Genomic DNA, 17,364 nt, shown 5'->3' on the forward strand with positions numbered 1-17,364 from the left:
CCGTCTTCCGTGCAGCCGATAGTGTGGTCGCTCGTCCGAGACACCCCGCCGCCCCCACCGGGCGCGGGCGTCCACCGCAGTCCACCGAACCGGGGCCCGTACCTCGATGTCCGTGCACAGCCACCCGGCAGCCCATCACGACACCGCTGCCGCACCTGAGTTTCCGCGCCATGTGGTGACCGCGGTCCTCGTCTCCCACGACGGCGCCCGCTGGCTGCCCGACGCGCTCGCCGGACTGCTCGGCCAGGAGCGTCCCGTCCAGTACGCGATGGGGGCCGACACCGGCAGCTCGGACGCCTCCGCGCAGCTGGTCACCGACGCGCTCGGCGCCGACCGGGTGCTGCACCTCGCCCGCCGCACCGGCTTCGGCCAGGCCGTCGAGGAGTGCGGTCGCACCGCCCCGGTCCTCACCCCCGAGGAACTGCCGTACCTGAAGCGCCCCAGCGGCTGGGACCCGGTCACACGCTCGTGGCGCGACGACGCCTACGACCTGCCCGAGCTGCCGCACGGCGAGCCGGTGCAGTGGCTGTGGCTGCTGCACGACGACTGCGCTCCCGACCCGGACGCCCTGGCGCAGCTGCTGCGCGTCGTGGACACCGAGTACGAGCTGGGCCGCGAGGACGTGGCCGTCGTGGGCCCCAAGCTCCGCGGCTGGTACGACCGGCGGCAGCTGCTGGAGGTCGGCGTCTCCATCGCCAACTCCGGCCGCCGCTGGACCGGCCTGGACCGCCGTGAGCAGGACCAGGGCCAGCACGACCACGTCCGGCCCGTGCTGTCGGTGTCCACCGCCGGCATGCTCGTGCGCCGCGACGTCTTCGAGCAGCTCGGCGGCTTCGACCGCCACCTGCCCCTCATGCGCGACGACGTCGACCTGTGCTGGCGCGCACACGCGGCCGGCTACCGCGTCCTGGTCGCCCCCGAGGCGGTCGTCCGGCACGCCGAGGCGTCCAGCCGCGAGCGCCGCACGGTCGACTGCGTGGGCCGCACGGCGGCCTCCCCGCACAAGGTCGACAAGGCCGGCGCCGTCTACACCCTGCTCGTCAACTCGCGTACCGCCGTGCTCCCCTGGGTGATCCTGCGGATCGTGCTCGGCACCCTGCTGCGGACCGTGGCCTACCTCGTCGGCAAGGTCCCCGGGCAGGCCGTCGACGAGATCCGCGGCCTGATGGGCACCCTGCTCCGGCCCGAGCGGATCCTCGCCGGGCGGCGCGGCAGAGGCGCACCCCAGATCGACAAGGGCGAGCTGCGGGCTCTGTTCCCGCCGCCCGGCGCGACCGTCCGCGTCACCGTCGAGCAGGTCGCGAGCAGCCTCGTCGGCCGCTCCGACCCGGAGGTCGCGGCCGGCGCCGGACGGCACGGCAGCGCCGTCGAGTCGGGCCCCGGCGGTGACGACGCCGACTTCCTGGAGATCGAGCAGTTCGCCCGGCTCAAGCGCATCGCGCGCAAGCCCGGCCCGGTCCTGTTCCTGGTGCTGCTCCTCGTCTCCCTGGTCGCCTGCCGTCAGCTCCTCGGCGGCGGCGCGCTCGCGGGCGGCGCCCTGCTGCCCGCCCCGGCCGACTCCGGCGAGCTGTGGTCGCGCTACCTCGACGCCTGGCACCCGGTCGGCGCCGGCGGCACCTCGCCCGCGCCGCCGTACGTCGCGTTCGTGGCCATGCTGGCGTCCCTGCTGTTCGGTTCGACCGGCCTGGCCGTCACCGTCCTGCTCGTCGGCTCGGTGCCGCTGGCCGGTGTCGCCGCCTACTTCGCCTCCCGTCCGCTCGTCGAGTCCCGGCTGCTGCGTGCCTGGGCGGCCGTGGTCTACGCCTTCCTGCCCGCGGCCACCGGCGCCTTGGCAGCCGGCCGCATCGGCACCGCCGTCCTCGCCGCGCTGCTGCCGCTCATCGCCCGCGCGGCCATCGCGGCCGGCGGCCTGACGCGGAGCGGCGGAGCGCGCGGCAGCTGGCGCGCCACCTGGGCGTACGCGCTGCTGCTGACCATCACCACCGCCTTCACTCCGATCGTCTGGCCCATCGCGCTGCTCCTCGGCATCGGCCTGCTCGTGCTGCGCCGGAGCGACATCACGGCCTACGGGCTGCGGTTCCTCGCCCAGCTCGGCACACCCCTGCTGCTCCTCGCCCCCTGGTCACTGACGCTGCTCCCGTTCGGCTTCCTCAGCGAAGCGGGCCTCGAGTACGGCCCCTCGGCCGCCTCCGCCCTCGACCTGCTGGGCGCCAGCCCGGGCGGCCCGGGCACCGTCAGCGGCCTCATGCTCATCGGCATCGTGCTGGCCGCCCTCGCGGCCCTGCTGCGCTCGGAACGCCAGTCGGGCATCCGGACCGCCTGGGCCGTCGCCCTGACCGGCTTCGTCTTCGCCGTCCTGTCCAACGGCTCCGCCTGGGCCGGACCGGCGACCCTCGTCTACGGCTTGGCCCTCCTGGCGGCCGCCGCGCTCGGCGCCGACGGGGCACGCGCGCGCGTGGCCGAGCAGAGCTTCGGCTGGCGCCAGCCGGTCGCCGTGCTGATCGCCTTCGCCTCGGCCGCGGGCCCGCTGCTCATCGCCGCCGGCTGGATGATCCGCGGCGCCGACACCCCCCTGGAGCGACGCGACCCCACGCAGGTCCCCGCGTTCGTCGCCGAAGAGAGCAGCACCCGCGACCAGGCCCGCACCCTCGTCCTCGACAGCGACTCCGGCGCCCACGTCGGCTACATGCTGGTCCGCGGCTCGGGCGCCCGCCTCGGCGACGGCGAGATCGCCGCGGCCGACGGCGAGAACGGCAGGCTCGACAAGGTCGTCGCCAACCTGGTCGCCGGCTCCGGCGCCGACCAGGCCGACCAGCTCGGCGGCTTCGCCGTGCGCTACGTCCTGGTTCACCAGGGCGCGCCCCGCGAGGTCACCCGCGTCCTGGACGCCACGCCCGGCCTGACCCGGCTCAGCCAGCAGGCCGGCGGCGCGCTGTGGCGCGTCAACCGGGAGGTCGCGCGCGCCACGGTCGTCCCCGCCTCCGGCACGCCACAGCCCGTCGCCGCCGGGCCGGTCGACATCCACACCACGATCCCCGCCGGCGCCGGCGGACGCGTGCTGCGCCTCGCCGACTCCGCGGCCGAAGGCTGGACCGCCACCCTCGACGGCAAGCCACTGACCCCCACCACCGTCGACGGCTGGGCCCAGGGCTTCCGGCTCCCCGCCTCCGGCGGAGCGCTGGACGTCACCTACGACGACCCGATCGGTCACACGGCCTGGCTGTGGGCCCAGGGCCTGCTCGCCGTCGTCCTCGTGGTGCTCGCCCTGCCCGGCCGGCGTCGCGACATCGACGACGACCTCCCCGACGAGCCGGCCGTCCCCGCAGAGGCCGTCGCCGGCGAGGGCCGCCGGGCCCGCCGCCTGCGCGCCCAGGCGGAGGCCGAGGCGGAAGAAGCCGCCGTCCCCGAGGAGTTCCCGCCCCCGCAGCCCCAGCAGCCGCCGGCGGCGGTGCCCCAGCAGCAGAACTACGGCGAGTGGGACGACGCCGGCTACCAGAGCGGCTCATACGCCGGCTACGGCGACCAGTACCAGAACGCCCAGTACCCGGCGGACGCCTACGGGCAGCAGTACCAGGCGGACCCGTACCAGGGCGGTCAGTACGACCCGTACGCCTACGGCGGCCAGGGCCAGAACCCGTCCTACGACCAGCAGGGATACGACCAGACCTACGGCCAGGGCCAGGGCTACGGAACGCCGTACGACCCGGCGCAGCAACACCACCCCCACGGCACGGGCAGTGAGCGTCCCGACGGGAGCCAGCAGTGAACCGCACCACCCTGTCCCTGATCGCCGGCACCACCGCGCTCGCTGCCGTCACCGGCTTCGCAGCGCTGTCCCAGCCGGACGCGCCGGGCACGGACACCGCCAAGGCGGCCGCCCAACTGCCCGTGGAGCGCACCAGCCTGCTCTGCCCGGCGCCCAGCACGTCCGACCTCGCCGAGACGTCCTACACGTCGTTCACGCCCGTCACCAAGGGCACCGGGAGCGGCGGCAAGGCCGAACTCGGCGCGGCCACGCAGGAGTCGGCGGACACCGCGCAGGACGGCGAGGACCAGGGTGACGGCAAGTCCGGCGGCAAGGACGCCGACAAGGAAGGCGACAAGGGGGGCGGCAAGTCCGGCAAGGACGCGGCCGCGAAGCCGGTGCTGACGCCCAAGGAGCCAGGCAAGCCGGTCACCGGCGACAGCTCCGGCGGCGACGCGCCCGCCCTCGTGGGGACCGCCGACGGCAGGTTCGCACCCGGCTGGACCGTCCAGGAGACGACCGAGGTCGCCGCGGGCACCGGGCGCGGCCTCCAAGGCGTCAACTGCACGGCCCCGGACACCGACTTCTGGTTCCCCGGCGCCGACACGGCAGCCGACCGCACCGACTACGTCCACCTGACGAACCCCGACGACTCGGCCGCCGTGGTCGACATCGAGCTCTACGGCAAGGGCGGCGCCCTGAAGTCCGAGGTGGGGGAGGGCATCACCGTCCCGCCGCACTCCAGCGAACCGGTCCTGCTGTCCACCCTCACCGGCGAGCGGCAGACCGACCTCACCGTGCACGTCAACGTCCGCAGCGGACGCGTCGGCGCGGCCGTGCAGGCCCTGGACGACAAGATCGGCGGCGACTGGCTGTCCGCGTCCACGGACCCGGCGGGCAGCCTGGTCCTGCCGGGCATCCCCAAGGACGCCACCTCCGTGCGGCTGGTCGCCTTCACCCCCGGCGACGCCGACGCGGACCTGAAGGTGCGTCTCGCCTCCCCCTCCGGGCCGATCACCCCGGCCGGGCACGAGACGGTGCACGTCAAGGGCGGCATGACGACCGCGGTCGACCTGGGTGACGTCACCCGCGGCGAAGCGGGCTCCCTGGTGCTGACCCCGACGGACCGGTCCGTGCCGGTCGTGGCGGCCCTGAAGGTCGTACGCGGCAAGGGCGACAAGCAGGAGACGGCGTTCATCCCGGCCACCCGGCCCGTCGGCACGCGCGCGACGTCCGCCGACAACAGCGGCAAGGGCAGCACCCTGTCCCTGACGGCCCCGGGCTCCGCGGCCACGGTCAAGGTCACCGCCTCGGCCGGCAGCGAGGGCGGCACACCGGTGTCGAAGACGTACACGATCAAGGCCGGCACGACCCAGGACATCGAGCCCCCGGTCCCCGGCGGCCTCAAGGGCACCTACGCGCTCACGGTCGAGCCGGTCTCCGGCGGCCCGGTGTACGGCGCCCGCACCCTGGCGGTGAACGAGGGCGGCGTCCCGGCCTTCACGATCCAGACACTGCCCGACGACCGGGGGACGGTGGCGGTACCGGAGGCGGACGAGGACCTGTCGGTGCTCCAGAGGTAGATCCGCGGGCGAGCGATCGTCCGGGATCGGCCGGCGGCCGGAGCCGTCCGTCTCAGCCCTGGTCCTCGCCGTACCTCGGGTCCACCGTCTCCGGGGTCAGCCCGAGGAGCTCGGCGACCTGCTCGACCACGATCTCGTGCACCAGCGCCGCCCGCTCGTCGCGCCCCTTGGTACGGATCTCGACCGGCCGCCGGTAGACGACCACGCGCGCCGGGCGGCCCTCGCGCGCGCTGATCGTGCCGCCGAGCGGCACGGCCTCGTCGTTCCAGGCCTGGCCGGGCCCGTCGAGCCGCGGCACCTCGAGCACCAGGAAATCGATGTCGGCGAGTTGGGGCCAGCGCCGCTCCAGACGCTCCACGGAGTCCTGCACCAGATCGGCGAACACGTCCGCGCGGCTCGCGGCGAGCGGCACCTGCGGCGGTGCGATCGGGCCGCGCATGCCCCGTCCGTGGCGATCACGACGGCGGGGGCCGGGGGCGGCGGCACGAGGCGTTACGGGCTTGTCCATCACTGGTGAAGGGTAGTCCCCGCCGTGCCGCCGTGCCCGGCACCGCACGGCGGCAGGGGCGGCTTCCGGCCGCCGCCCCAGGGCATGTCGTTACATGACCATTCAAGCCAAGGTTGGGCTCAAATCCGTATCCCGCCGAGAGCAGTGACCTCATGGTATTTGAGGGTTTTATGATGACTCTTGATCGCTTGCCGGGCTGTTCGACATCGCGGGCGTCGATGTCCTGCCAGGTCAGAAAGGTACGCCCGAAAGGGTGTGTGCGACGTTTCACAGCGCGACACGGGGGAGTGACCTGGTGGAGAGTCGTCGCGGCCCGCTCAAGAGTGCGGTACCGTCCAACATCGTGAGCCCTGTACGTCGCTGTTCGCGCACCGCCTGCGGCCGTCCCGCCGTCGCGACGCTGACGTACGTCTACGCCGACTCGACCGCGGTCCTCGGCCCGCTCGCCACCTACGCCGAACCCCACTGCTACGACCTGTGCGCGGAGCATTCCGAGCGCCTCACCGCCCCGCGCGGGTGGGAGGTCGTCCGGCTCCTCGACGGTTCGGCCCCGGCCCGCCCCAGCGGCGACGACCTGGAAGCCCTTGCGAACGCCGTACGCGAGGCGGCCCGTCCCCAGGAGCGGGCGGCCGAGGCCGGCGGCGGAGGCCGCGGTGCCGACCCGCGGGAGGTCGCGCGGCGCGGGCACCTTCGGGTCCTGCGGTCGCCCGACAACTGACCCGGCCCCCCGGTTCCTTGACGTGTGCGCCCGTTGACGTGAGCTTGGCGCGGACATGACCATTCCGGCGTGAGGGTGCGAGGAACCGCTTTCCCGTGACGTGAGCATGGCGGCGGCCGGGAGTCACCCGTGAACGTCCAGGAACTCCGACCCGTCGCCGGCTCACTCGGCGTTCGGCGCGATGGGCAACACCGGTCGTCACGCTCGCCCGGGAGACCGGGCCGCCCTGGACTCCGTGGCGTGTGGTGGGCCGTCAAATGCCTTTGCAGGCACCCGTGGTGCCCCTGGTGCCGGTATGGCACCCCTGCGCGCTGCCTGGTGATGCGCCTGCTCGTGGTCGGCCAGAGCACTGCGTCCTGCGCTGGACGCTCCCCTGACCTGAGGTGACGGCCGGGAGCCGTCTTGGCATCCGCCCGGCGCGCTGTCGGTGGGCGGGGGTAGTTTGTGCGGACCGACAGTACTTTTCCAGGAAGGTTGGCCGTGGCTGATCTGTCGCAGGTCGTGAAGGCGTACGACGTACGCGGGGTCGTCCCCGACCAGTGGGACGAGTCCCTGGCCGAGCTCTTCGGGGCGGCCTTCGTGCGGGTCACCGGCGCGAGCGCCATCACGACCGGGCACGACATGCGGCCCTCCTCACCGGGCCTGTCGCGTGCCTTCGCACGCGGGGCGGCCGCCCAGGGCGCCGACGTGACGGAGATCGGCCTCTGCTCGACGGACCAGCTGTACTACGCCTCGGGTGCGCTGAACCTGCCGGGCGCCATGTTCACCGCCTCCCACAACCCGGCCCAGTACAACGGCATCAAGCTGTGCCGCTCGGGTGCCGCTCCCGTCGGGCAGGACACCGGCCTCGCGGACATCCGCGAACTCGTCGAGCGCTGGAGCGAGTCGGGCGCCCCGGAGGCGGCCGCGATGACGGGCACCATCAGCGCCCGCGACACGTTGTCGGACTACGCGGCCCACCTGCGCTCCCTGGTCGACCTGACGTCCATCCGCCCCCTGAAGGTCGTCGTCGACGCGGGCAACGGCATGGGCGGGCACACCGTCCCCGAGGTCTTCGCCGGCCTGCCCCTGACGCTGGTCCCGATGTACTTCGAGCTGGACGGCACCTTCCCCAACCACGAGGCCAACCCCCTCGACCCCGCCAACCTCGTCGACCTGCAGAAGCGGGTCCGCGAGGAGGGCGCCGACCTGGGCATCGCCTTCGACGGCGACGCCGACCGCTGCTTCGTCGTCGACGAGCGCGGCGAGCCGGTCTCCCCGTCGGCGATCACCGCCCTGGTCGCCTCCCGTGAACTGGCCCGGCACGGCGGCAAGGGCACGGTCATCCACAACCTGATCACGTCCTGGTCCGTGCCCGAGGTCGTCGAGGAGAACGGCGGCAGCCCGGTCCGCACGCGCGTGGGCCACTCCTTCATCAAGGCTGAGATGGCCCGCACCGGCGCGATCTTCGGCGGCGAGCACTCCGCGCACTACTACTTCCGAGACTTCTGGAACGCCGACACGGGCATGCTGGCCGCCCTGCACGTCCTCGCGGCCCTCGGCGGCCAGGACGGCCCCCTGTCCTCCCTCGTCGCCCAGTACGACCGCTACGCCGGCTCCGGCGAGATCAACTCCACGGTCGCCGACCAGCAGGCCAGCCTCGCCGCCATCCGCGCCGCGTACGGCACCCGCGAGGGCATCACCCTCGACGAGCTCGACGGCCTCACCGTCTCCGCCGCCGACTGGTGGTTCAACGTCCGCCCCTCCAACACGGAGCCGCTGCTGCGCCTGAACGCGGAGGCGAGGGACGCCGAGACCATGGCCCGGGTGCGCGACGAGGTGCTGGGGATCATCAGAGGCTGAGGCCCGACCCCCACCGGCGGTAATCTGACCAGGCACGACTCCAAGCGCCCGCACCCACGGAGGAACCTCCATGCCCCTCGAATCCGGCCTCCTCGAGATCCTCGCCTGCCCGGCCTGCCACTCCCCGCTCAGGGAGCAGGACACCGAGCTGATCTGCACCGGCACCGACTGCGGCCTGGCCTACCCCGTACGTGACGGCATCCCCGTCCTGCTCGTCGACGAGGCCCGCCGCCCCGCGTGACCGGCAGGGGGCACACCCGCCGACGCGACCGTCGGTGCACATAGCCCCCGGCACAGCGGGCACGATCCACCTCACAACGGACCCCGGCGATGGGAAGCTGCCGCCCATGCTCGACGAATCGCTGCTCGACTCACCGGAGGGCCTCGCCGAGGCCGACCACCGCGGGCTGCTCCGCGGCGCCGCGGAAGCCGGCGCCCGCGTACGCACGGCCGCCCGCCACGCCGCCGAGGCGGGCGTCAACGACCTGAAGCCGGACGGCCGCCCCCGCGCGGTCCTCATCGCAGGCCCCGGCGCCGCCGCCACCCACGCAGCCGACCTCATCGGCACGCTCGCCGGCGCCGGCAGTCCGGTCACCCGCCTCGCCCCCACCGGCGTCGCCCCGGCCGCGGGCGCCCTGCGCTGGGAACTGCCCGGCTGGGTCGGCTCGGTGGACCTCCTGCTGATCACCACCCCGGACGGCACCGAACCGGGCCTGTCACTCCTCGCCGAGCAGGCCTACCGCCGCGGCTGCACCGTCGTCGCCGTGGCGCCCGCCCGCACCCCGCTCGCCGAAGCCGTCGCCGGCGCGCACGGCCTGTTCATGCCCATGGCGACCGCGCCCTACGACCAGGACGAGCCGTTCGCTGCGTCCGCCCCCGGCGTCCTGTGGGCCCTGCTCACCCCGCTCCTCGCCCTCCTGGACCGCACCGGCGTGCTCGCCGCCCCGCCGGACGCCCTCGGCAAGGTCGCCGACCGGCTCGACCACGTGGCCGAACGCTGCGGCCCCGCCATCGCCACGTACAGCAACGCCGCCAAGACCCTCGCCGCCGAGCTCGCCGACGCCCTCCCGGTCGTCTGGACCGAGGGCACCTCGGCAGGCCCCGCCGGCCGCCGCTTCGCCGCCGCCCTCGCCGAACTGTCCGGCACCCCCGCGGTGGTCGCCGAGCTCCCCGAGGCCCTCGCCGCCCACAGCGCGCTGCTCGCCGGCCCGCTGGCCGCCAGCGCCGACCCCGACGACTTCTTCCGTGACCGCGTCGAGGAACCGCCCGCCCTGCACGCGCGCGTGGTCCTGCTGCGCGACCGGCCCATCGGCGGCCTCACCGCAGCCCCCGGCGCCCGCGACCTCGCCCTCAGCCACGACACGCCGATCAGCGAGCTCGAACCGGAGGCCGGCGACGAACTGGAAACCCTCGCGGAACTGATCGCCATCACGGATTTCGCCGCCGTTTACCTGGCGCTCGCTTCGAGGGCCTGATCTTGCCCGGGACACCCTGACGCGCCCGCTCCCGCACCACGCAGAGAGAACCCCATGGACCGCCTCGACAACACCATCCGCCCCTACGCCTGGGGTTCCACGACCGCCATCCCGCGGCTGCTCGGCGTCGAACCGACCGGCGAACCGCAGGCGGAGATGTGGATGGGCGCCCACCCCGGCGCACCCTCGCGCACCGACCGGGGCACCCTCGTCGAGATCGTCGACGCCGACCCCGAGAAGGAACTCGGGCCCGCCGCCGTCGCCAGGTTCGGCCCCCGGCTGCCCTTCCTGCTCAAGATCCTCGCCGCGGGCGGCCCGCTCTCCCTCCAGGTCCACCCCGACCTCGCACAGGCGCAGGAGGGCTACGCCGACGAGGAGCGGCGCGGCATCCCCGTGGACGCCCCGCACCGCAACTACAAGGACGCCAACCACAAGCCCGAACTGATCTGCGCCCTCACCGAGTTCGACGGCCTGTGCGGCTTCCGTGACCCCCTGGAGGCCGCCGCCCTCCTCGACGACCTCGGAGTCGACTCCCTCAAGCCCTACGTCGACCTGCTGCACGCCCACCCCGAGGACGCCGCCCTGCGCGAGGTCCTCACCGCCATCCTCACCGCCGACCCCGACGAGATCTCCCGCACCGTCGCGGAGGCGGCCACCGCCTGCACCCGCCTCGGCGGCGCCTACGCCCCCTACGCCGACATCGCCCACCACTACCCGGGCGACCCCGGTGTCATCGCCGCGATGCTGCTGAACCACGTCCGGCTCCAGCCCGGCGAGGCCCTCTACCTCGGCGCCGGCATCCCGCACGCCTACCTGAACGGCCTCGGCGTGGAGATCATGGCCAACTCCGACAACGTCCTGCGCTGCGGACTGACCCCCAAGCACGTCGACGTCCCCGAACTCCTGCGCATCGTCCGCTTCCGCCCCAGTGACCCCGGCGTCCTGCGCCCCGAGGCCTCCCCGGACGGCGAGGAGGTCTACGAGACCCCCATCGACGAGTTCCGCCTCTCCCGGTACGTCCTGCCCGAGGCCGGCGCCGCCCACGACCTGACCCGTCCCACCCCGCAGATCCTGCTCTGCACGGCCGGCGCCGTCCGGGCCGGCGAACACGACCTGACCCCGGGCCGGTCCGTCTTCGTCCCGGCCGGCGAAAAGGCCGAAGTGTCCGGTACGGGCACGGTTTTCCGTGCCACCGTCGTCGCCTGACCGTTTCGATAACCCCGTGCCGGTGACCTGACTCACCGCTCCGGCGGCGGGCTGCAACAATGGCCCACCGTCAAGCACAGGCAAAGCCACGGGCGCGCACCAAGGCGATCGCCCGGCCCCTGGAACGGCGTACGAAGGGACAACGCGAACATATGAGCGCGTCAGGCGGTACCAAGGCGATCGTGGCGGCACTGGGCGCCAACCTGGCGATCGCGGTGGCGAAGTTCGTGGCGTTCCTCTTCAGCGGCTCGTCGTCGATGCTCGCCGAGTCCGTCCACTCCGTCGCCGACTCCGGCAACCAGGCACTGCTCCTGGTCGGCGGCAAGAAGGCGAAGCGCGAAGCCACCCCCGAACACCCCTTCGGCTACGGCCGCGAGCGCTACATCTACGCCTTCCTCGTCTCCATCGTCCTCTTCTCGGTCGGTGGCATGTTCGCCCTCTACGAGGGCTACGAGAAGATCAAGCACCCGCACGAGCTGACGCACTGGTACTGGCCCGTCGGCGTCCTGGTCTTCGCGATCATCGCCGAGGGCTTCTCCTTCCGCACGGCCATCAAGGAGTCCAACACCCTGCGCGGCAAGCGCTCGTGGAAGGAATTCGTCCGCCACGCCAAGGCCCCCGAGCTCCCGGTCGTCCTCCTGGAGGACCTCGGCGCCCTCGTCGGTCTGGTCCTCGCGCTCGGCGGCGTCGGCCTCGCCCTCCTGACCGGCGAGAGCGTCTGGGACGGCGTCGGCACCCTCTGCATCGGCGTCCTGCTCATCCTCATCGCCCTGGTCCTCGCCGCCGAGACCAAGTCGCTGCTCCTCGGCGAGTCCGCCGGCGCCGAGGAGACCCGGAAGATCGAGGCCGCGATCGTCGACGGCGACACCGTCACCCGCATCATCCACATGCGCACGCTCCACCTCGGCCCCGAGGAACTCCTCGTCGCCGCCAAGATCGCCGTGCAGCACGACGACACCGCCACCGAGATCGCCTCCGCCATCGACGCCGCCGAGGCCCGCATCCGTGACGCCGTCCCGATCGCCCGCGTGATCTACCTCGAGCCGGACATCTACAGCGAGAGGGAAGCGGCCAAGGGCCCCGACCCCGAGGCCTCCCCGGGCGGCCCCGCCCCCCACCCCGCCGACGAGCACTGACTCTCCCGCTCCGCCCCACGGGGCCCGCCGAACCACTCGGCGGGCCCCGCCCCGTTGTCCGCTCCGGCGACCCGCACGTCCCCCGGTCCGTCACATGATCGGCTCGATGTGTTCGCCGACGGACTGGGGATCGCCCCCGCGCCCGGTGTAGCTTGGGACGGAGCCAGACGTCGCTGCTGATGGCGGTCGGGCGGTCCCGCGCGGACCGGCCGAGGGAGAGAGGGCCTCCGACGGACTGCGCTGCGCGTACGCGGGCATGCCTGTGTCCTCTTTCGGGCACCCCTGTGTCCGCCGCCGCGCAGACCAGCCGTACCCACCCTCGACCCACACTCCGAGGAGCAGCTCGCAATGACGACTGTCGAGAACCGACAGGACTTCAAGGTCGCCGACCTCTCCCTGGCCGAGTTCGGCCGCAAGGAGATCACCCTCGCCGAGCACGAGATGCCGGGCCTGATGGCGATCCGCAAGGAGTACGCCGAGGCGCAGCCCCTGGCCGGCGCCCGTGTCACCGGCTCCCTGCACATGACCGTGCAGACCGCCGTGCTCATCGAGACCCTGGTCGCCCTCGGCGCGCAGGTCCGCTGGGCCTCCTGCAACATCTTCTCCACCCAGGACCACGCGGCCGCCGCCATCGCCGTCGGCCCCCAGGGCACGCCCGACAACCCGCAGGGCGTCCCCGTCTTCGCCTGGAAGGGCGAGACCCTGGAGGAGTACTGGTGGTGCACCGAGCAGGCCCTGACCTGGCCGGACAGCCCCACCGGCGGCCCCAACATGATCCTGGACGACGGCGGCGACGCCACCCTCCTCGTCCACAAGGGCGTGGAGTACGAGAAGGACGGCAAGGTCCCCTCGCCCGACACGGCCGAGTCCGACGAGCACCGCGTGATCCTGGAGCTGCTCACCCGCACCCTGGGTGAGAACCCCCAGAAGTGGACCCAGCTGTCCTCGGAGATCCGCGGCGTGACCGAGGAGACCACCACCGGTGTCCACCGCCTGTACGAGATGCAGCGCGACGGCACCCTGCTGTTCCCGGCGATCAACGTCAACGACGCCGTCACCAAGTCGAAGTTCGACAACAAGTACGGCTGCCGCCACTCCCTGATCGACGGCATCAACCGCGCCACCGACGTCCTCATCGGCGGCAAGACCGCTGTCGTCTTCGGCTACGGCGACGTCGGCAAGGGCTGCGCGGAGTCCCTGCGCGGCCAGGGCGCCCGCGTGATCGTCACCGAGATCGACCCGATCTGCGCGCTTCAGGCCGCGATGGACGGCTACCAGGTCGCGACCCTCGACGACGTCGTCGAGACGGCCGACATCTTCATCACCACGACCGGCAACAAGGACATCATCATGGCCTCGGACATGGCCAAGATGAAGCACCAGGCCATCGTCGGCAACATCGGCCACTTCGACAACGAGATCGACATGGCCGGCCTCGCCAAGATCCCCGGCATCGTCAAGGACGAGGTCAAGCCGCAGGTCCACACCTGGACCTTCCCCGACGGCAAGGTGATCATCGTCCTGTCCGAGGGCCGCCTGCTGAACCTGGGCAACGCCACCGGCCACCCGTCGTTCGTGATGTCCAACTCCTTCGCGGACCAGACCCTGGCCCAGATCGAGCTGTTCACCAAGCCCGACGAGTACCCGACCGGCGTCTACGTGCTGCCCAAGCACCTCGACGAGAAGGTCGCCCGCCTCCACCTCGACGCGCTCGGCGTGAAGCTGACCACGCTCCGCCCGGAGCAGGCCGAGTACATCGGCGTGAAGGTCGAGGGCCCGTTCAAGCCGGACCACTACCGCTACTGAGCCCCGGCAGCAGCACCGCTGCCGGCCGGTTCACCACCGGTTGATGCGTCACCGGTGGTTCGCCCCCGGTCGGTGCACCACCGGTCGGATCTCCGAGGCAGGCCCCCGCACCCCCGTGCCGGGGGCCTGCCCCGTTTCTCGACCGGCCGAGACCGGCCCAGCCCGTCAGGACCCAGGACCCCCATGCCCCGCGGCCGCTATTCGCTCCACGATCCGCACGATCACACCCCCCTCGCAGACGAACACTTCCAGTGCGCCCCCGGCCCCTCCGGCTGGCGTTACGTCTCTCAGCTGACCACCACCACCGGTGATCACCACGGCTCCGTCGACCTCACCCTCGACGAACTCGGCCGCCCCCTCCGCCTCGAACTCCACGCAGCCGCCTGGCAGGTCCGCGGCGCCGCCCTCGACGGCGTCACCTGGGTCCGCACCGACCCCACCGGGACCGAGGCCACCGAAGGCAATGTGCGCGCCCACGCCTTCACCGGCACGTCCCCTGCGTTCCTCGTCGCCACCGCCCGTCTTCTGCGCCTCACTCCCTCCGCGACAGCCACCCGCGTACGCCTCGTCGCCTTCACGGACCCGGTCCTCGCACCACGCACCGTGGACCAGACCTGGGCCTTGCTGAGTAGCGAAGCACACGCCACTGACAACGGCCCCCTGACCGTGGACGAATACCAGGTCACAGCCCTGGACACGGGCGAGCAGCACACCGTGCACATCGCCGGGGACGTGGTGCTCGCGGCCCCCGGCATCGAACTTGAAGACCTGGAATCACCACCGTCGACGTTCACCTGACCGGGCAGCCGCACCGGAGCCGACACGGGCGGCTGCGCCCTCGACGCCGGAGGCTGCGCGCATCACCAAGCCGGAGGCCGGGCCCTTCACTACGCCGGTGGCACGAACCCGGTGCCGGGCCGCTCACCGGCGGCAGCCTGCGGCTGCACCGGTTGCTGTTCACTCGCCGAACTCGTCGGCTGCACGGGATGCCGCTCGCTCACCGAACCCCCCGGCTGCACCGGTCGTCCCGGTGACTGAGCGGGCCGCTCCCCGCCGGACGGCATCGGAGCGGAGGCGGACATGGCCGTCCGGGCCGCTTCACCCCCGAAGGCCCGCCGGGCCTCCCGTGCCTGCCGCTCCTGCACGACCGCCGCCAGATAAGCGGCCGGCGGCACCCCTGGCGGCACCGGAGCCCCCGTGCGCTCCGCCAGATCCGCCGCAAGCCGCTCCGCCATCGAAAAGCCCACCTGCGGATCCAGTTGCTGCATGCGCGTCAGGTACTGCCGGACGGCGAGCCACAACCCGTCGGGCACCGCCGACAGATCGAGCTCCGCGAACCGCCCCGTCAGCCAGGGCGGAGGAGGCGGTACGAAACCGGTCCGCGCGACCGGAATCCGCTCCCGCACGACGAGCGTCCCCGCGAACACGTCTCCCAGCCGCCGCCCGCGCGCCGACACGAACGAGGCGATGCAGGCCACGATCCCGAACGTCATGAGGATCTCGATCACACCGATCAAGCCCCGCACCAGCGCGTGCCGGAACCGGATGGGTCCCCCGTCGTCCCGCACCACCCGAAGACCGCACGCCATCTTCCCGAGCGACCGCCCGTGACTGAGCGTCTCCACCGCGATCGGACCGCCGACCAGCACGAGAACGAACGACGCGATCGACAGTGCCGTCTGCGCCGCCTCGTCCAGGGAAGCCGTGGAAGTGACCAGCACGATGGTCACCGCGACATAGACCGCCATGGCCGCAACCAGATCGAGCAGTACGGCCAGCGCCCTGCTGGGCAGCCTCGCGGGACGCAGCTCCAACGCCACAGCCTCGCCCGTCACCAGCTCACTCACGCCCGCCGTCCTTCCCCTGCCCTGCCCCCGACAGGCCCAGTCTGCCAAGCTGAGGGCGCATCGCACCGTAGTACGACAAGCTGATCCACGACGAGCCTCCGACGACCAGCCGAGGAGCAGGCACACCGATGGACCTCGACGTCTTCGTCTCCGCCCACCGAGCGGAGTGGGACCGCCTCGAAGCCCTCCTCCGTCGCCAGCGCCGCCTCGACGGCGCGGAGGCCGACGAACTCGTCACCCTCTACCAGCGCACCGCCACGCACCTGTCCCTGATCCAGTCCAGCGCCCCCGACCCGCAACTCACCGGTCGGCTCAGCCAGCTCGTGGCACGCGCGCGTAGTGCGGTGACCGGCACCCGACGCACGTCCTGGCGCGACGTGACGCGCTTCCTCGCCCACAACTTCCCGGCCGCCGTGTACAAATCACGGCACTGGTGGGTGCCCACCGCGCTGCTGTCCACGGCGGTCGCGGCCCTTCTGGGCTGGTGGATCGGCACCCACCCCGAGGTTCAGGCCTCGATCGCCGCGCCCGGCGAACTCCGTGAGCTCACCCGCCCCGGCGGCCAGTACGAGACGTACTACTCCAGCCACCCGGCCGCCAGCTTCGCCGCCCAGGTGTGGACGAACAACGCCTGGGCCGCCGCCCTGTGCCTCATCCTGGGCGTCTTCCTCGGACTTCCGGTCCTCTGGATCCTCTTCCAGAACATGCTCAACCTCGGTGTCGGCGTCGGCCTGATGTCCTCGGCCGGCCGCCTCGACACGTTCCTGGGCCTGGTCCTCCCGCACGGCCTCCTGGAACTGACTGCCGTCTTCGTCGCAGCCGGCACCGGTCTGCGCCTGGGCTGGACTCTCATCGACCCCGGACCCCGGACGCGGCGCACGGCACTCGCGGAGGAAGGCCGAGCCGCCATCGGCATGGCCATAGGCCTGGCCCTCGTCCTCTTCGTCTCGGGCGCCATCGAAGGCTTCGTCACTCCGTCCGGCCTCCCCACCTGGGCCCGCATCACCATCGGCATCGCCGCCGAAGTGGCGTTCCTGGCCTACGTCTACGTCGTGGGCGGCCGGGCCGCCCGTGCGGGAGAGACCGGTGACGTCGAGGCGGCGGAGCGCAGCGCGACCGTCCCGACAGCCGCCTGATCGGCCCGCAGACCGGCGGATGTGCGACCACGTCCGTTCAACTGCTAGTCTCCTCTTCGCCCCACAGGAGCCGTTGACACGGCAAGTGCGGGGAGGTAGATTCGAACAGTTGCCTGGAGATGGGCTCTAGTCCCAGACCAGCCAGAGTGAACATCTATCTGCTTCTTGAAACGCTGATTTCATTGAAGCCTCTCCCGATGAATCGGAAATGAGCGGCCGGTCAGTCCGGCCCGAAACTTCTGATAAAGTCGGAACCGCCGGAAAGGAAAACGCGGAAGCGGGAACCTGGAAAGCACCGAGGAAATCGGATCGGAAAGATCTGATAGAGTCGGAAACGCAAGACCGAAGGGAAGCGCCCGGAG

The 17,364-nt window shown here is 72.4% G+C and carries 14 protein-coding genes; 11 read left to right on the forward strand and 3 right to left on the reverse strand.

Annotated elements, in window-relative coordinates; translation table 11 throughout:
• Positions 1-106: 106 nt before the first annotated feature.
• Positions 107-3,766, forward strand: coding sequence for a glycosyltransferase family 2 protein (locus ACIQU3_RS15235; protein WP_403733350.1), 3,660 nt, complete (start codon positions 107-109; stop codon positions 3,764-3,766).
• The gene (locus ACIQU3_RS15240; RefSeq protein WP_403925298.1) at positions 3,763-5,328 is read left to right on the forward strand and encodes a DUF5719 family protein; all 1,566 of its coding nucleotides are present in this window, start codon (positions 3,763-3,765) and stop codon (positions 5,326-5,328) included. The genes ACIQU3_RS15235 and ACIQU3_RS15240 overlap by 4 nt, the downstream gene beginning before the upstream one ends.
• A 52-nt stretch (positions 5,329-5,380) precedes the next feature.
• Here the strand turns inward: ACIQU3_RS15240 and ACIQU3_RS15245 are convergent, their stop codons facing one another.
• Positions 5,381-5,836, reverse strand: a complete 456-nt coding sequence (locus tag ACIQU3_RS15245) for a metallopeptidase family protein (RefSeq protein ID WP_403733356.1) — start codon at positions 5,834-5,836, stop codon at positions 5,381-5,383.
• A 295-nt stretch (positions 5,837-6,131) separates the two neighbouring features.
• On the opposite strand from ACIQU3_RS15245, the gene ACIQU3_RS15250 reads away from it, so the two are divergent.
• The 8 genes from ACIQU3_RS15250 (at position 6,132) to ACIQU3_RS15285 (ending at position 14,817) form a co-directional block, all read left to right on the forward strand.
• Positions 6,132-6,554: a DUF3499 domain-containing protein gene (locus ACIQU3_RS15250; RefSeq protein ID WP_161363971.1), complete on the forward strand. Its 423-nt coding sequence runs from the start codon at positions 6,132-6,134 to the stop codon at positions 6,552-6,554.
• 474 nt (positions 6,555-7,028) lie between these two features.
• A complete protein-coding gene (locus tag ACIQU3_RS15255; RefSeq protein WP_403925301.1) occupies positions 7,029-8,396 on the forward strand; it encodes a phosphomannomutase/phosphoglucomutase in 1,368 nt (455 codons plus the stop codon).
• A gap of 70 nt (positions 8,397-8,466) precedes the next feature.
• Positions 8,467-8,637, forward strand: coding sequence for a Trm112 family protein (locus ACIQU3_RS15260; RefSeq protein ID WP_403733362.1), 171 nt, complete (start codon positions 8,467-8,469; stop codon positions 8,635-8,637).
• Between the two features lie 106 nt (positions 8,638-8,743).
• Positions 8,744-9,871 carry an SIS domain-containing protein gene (locus ACIQU3_RS15265; RefSeq protein WP_403733365.1) on the forward strand — a complete coding sequence of 376 codons (1,128 nt, stop codon included), beginning with the start codon at positions 8,744-8,746 and terminating at the stop codon, positions 9,869-9,871.
• A gap of 54 nt (positions 9,872-9,925) precedes the next feature.
• Positions 9,926-11,077, forward strand: coding sequence for a mannose-6-phosphate isomerase, class I (manA, locus tag ACIQU3_RS15270; RefSeq protein ID WP_403925304.1), 1,152 nt, complete (start codon positions 9,926-9,928; stop codon positions 11,075-11,077).
• A gap of 152 nt (positions 11,078-11,229) precedes the next feature.
• Positions 11,230-12,213: a cation diffusion facilitator family transporter gene (locus tag ACIQU3_RS15275; RefSeq protein WP_403733371.1), complete on the forward strand. Its 984-nt coding sequence runs from the start codon at positions 11,230-11,232 to the stop codon at positions 12,211-12,213.
• 348 nt (positions 12,214-12,561) lie between these two features.
• Complete coding sequence (gene ahcY, locus ACIQU3_RS15280) at positions 12,562-14,019, forward strand: adenosylhomocysteinase (protein WP_403733374.1); 1,458 nt, start codon at positions 12,562-12,564, stop codon at positions 14,017-14,019.
• A gap of 183 nt (positions 14,020-14,202) precedes the next feature.
• Positions 14,203-14,817, forward strand: coding sequence for a hypothetical protein (locus ACIQU3_RS15285; RefSeq protein ID WP_403925307.1), 615 nt, complete (start codon positions 14,203-14,205; stop codon positions 14,815-14,817).
• Positions 14,818-14,906: 89 nt separating this feature from the next.
• Here ACIQU3_RS15285 and ACIQU3_RS15290 read toward each other — a convergent pair whose 3' ends face one another.
• On the reverse strand, positions 14,907-15,866 hold the full coding sequence (locus tag ACIQU3_RS15290; protein WP_403925310.1) for an RDD family protein: 960 nt from the start codon (positions 15,864-15,866) through the stop codon (positions 14,907-14,909).
• 128 nt (positions 15,867-15,994) lie between these two features.
• Here ACIQU3_RS15290 and ACIQU3_RS15295 point away from each other — a divergent pair, with 128 nt between their 5' ends.
• Positions 15,995-17,002: a stage II sporulation protein M gene (locus ACIQU3_RS15295; protein ID WP_403925312.1), complete on the forward strand. Its 1,008-nt coding sequence runs from the start codon at positions 15,995-15,997 to the stop codon at positions 17,000-17,002.
• A 179-nt stretch (positions 17,003-17,181) separates the two neighbouring features.
• Here the strand turns inward: ACIQU3_RS15295 and ACIQU3_RS15300 are convergent.
• A partial coding sequence (locus ACIQU3_RS15300) for a hypothetical protein (RefSeq protein WP_403925315.1) occupies positions 17,182-17,364 on the reverse strand: 183 nt, incomplete at its 5' end.

Source organism: Streptomyces sp. NPDC101110 (genome assembly GCF_044759525.1).
Lineage (GTDB): Bacteria > Actinomycetota > Actinomycetes > Streptomycetales > Streptomycetaceae > Streptomyces.

Bases quoted from the DNA above. Each gene is read 5' to 3' on its own strand.
- ACIQU3_RS15235 (WP_403733350.1), top strand. From the start codon at position 107: ATGTCCGTGCACAGCCACCCGGCAGCCCATCACGACACCGCTGCCGCA.
- ACIQU3_RS15245 (WP_403733356.1), bottom strand. From the start codon at position 5,836: ATGGACAAGCCCGTAACGCCTCGTGCCGCCGCCCCCGGCCCCCGCCGT.
- ACIQU3_RS15260 (WP_403733362.1), top strand. From the start codon at position 8,467: ATGCCCCTCGAATCCGGCCTCCTCGAGATCCTCGCCTGCCCGGCCTGC.
- ACIQU3_RS15265 (WP_403733365.1), top strand. From the start codon at position 8,744: ATGCTCGACGAATCGCTGCTCGACTCACCGGAGGGCCTCGCCGAGGCC.
- manA (WP_403925304.1), top strand. From the start codon at position 9,926: ATGGACCGCCTCGACAACACCATCCGCCCCTACGCCTGGGGTTCCACG.
- ACIQU3_RS15275 (WP_403733371.1), top strand. From the start codon at position 11,230: ATGAGCGCGTCAGGCGGTACCAAGGCGATCGTGGCGGCACTGGGCGCC.
- ahcY (WP_403733374.1), top strand. From the start codon at position 12,562: ATGACGACTGTCGAGAACCGACAGGACTTCAAGGTCGCCGACCTCTCC.
- ACIQU3_RS15285 (WP_403925307.1), top strand. From the start codon at position 14,203: ATGCCCCGCGGCCGCTATTCGCTCCACGATCCGCACGATCACACCCCC.
- ACIQU3_RS15295 (WP_403925312.1), top strand. From the start codon at position 15,995: ATGGACCTCGACGTCTTCGTCTCCGCCCACCGAGCGGAGTGGGACCGC.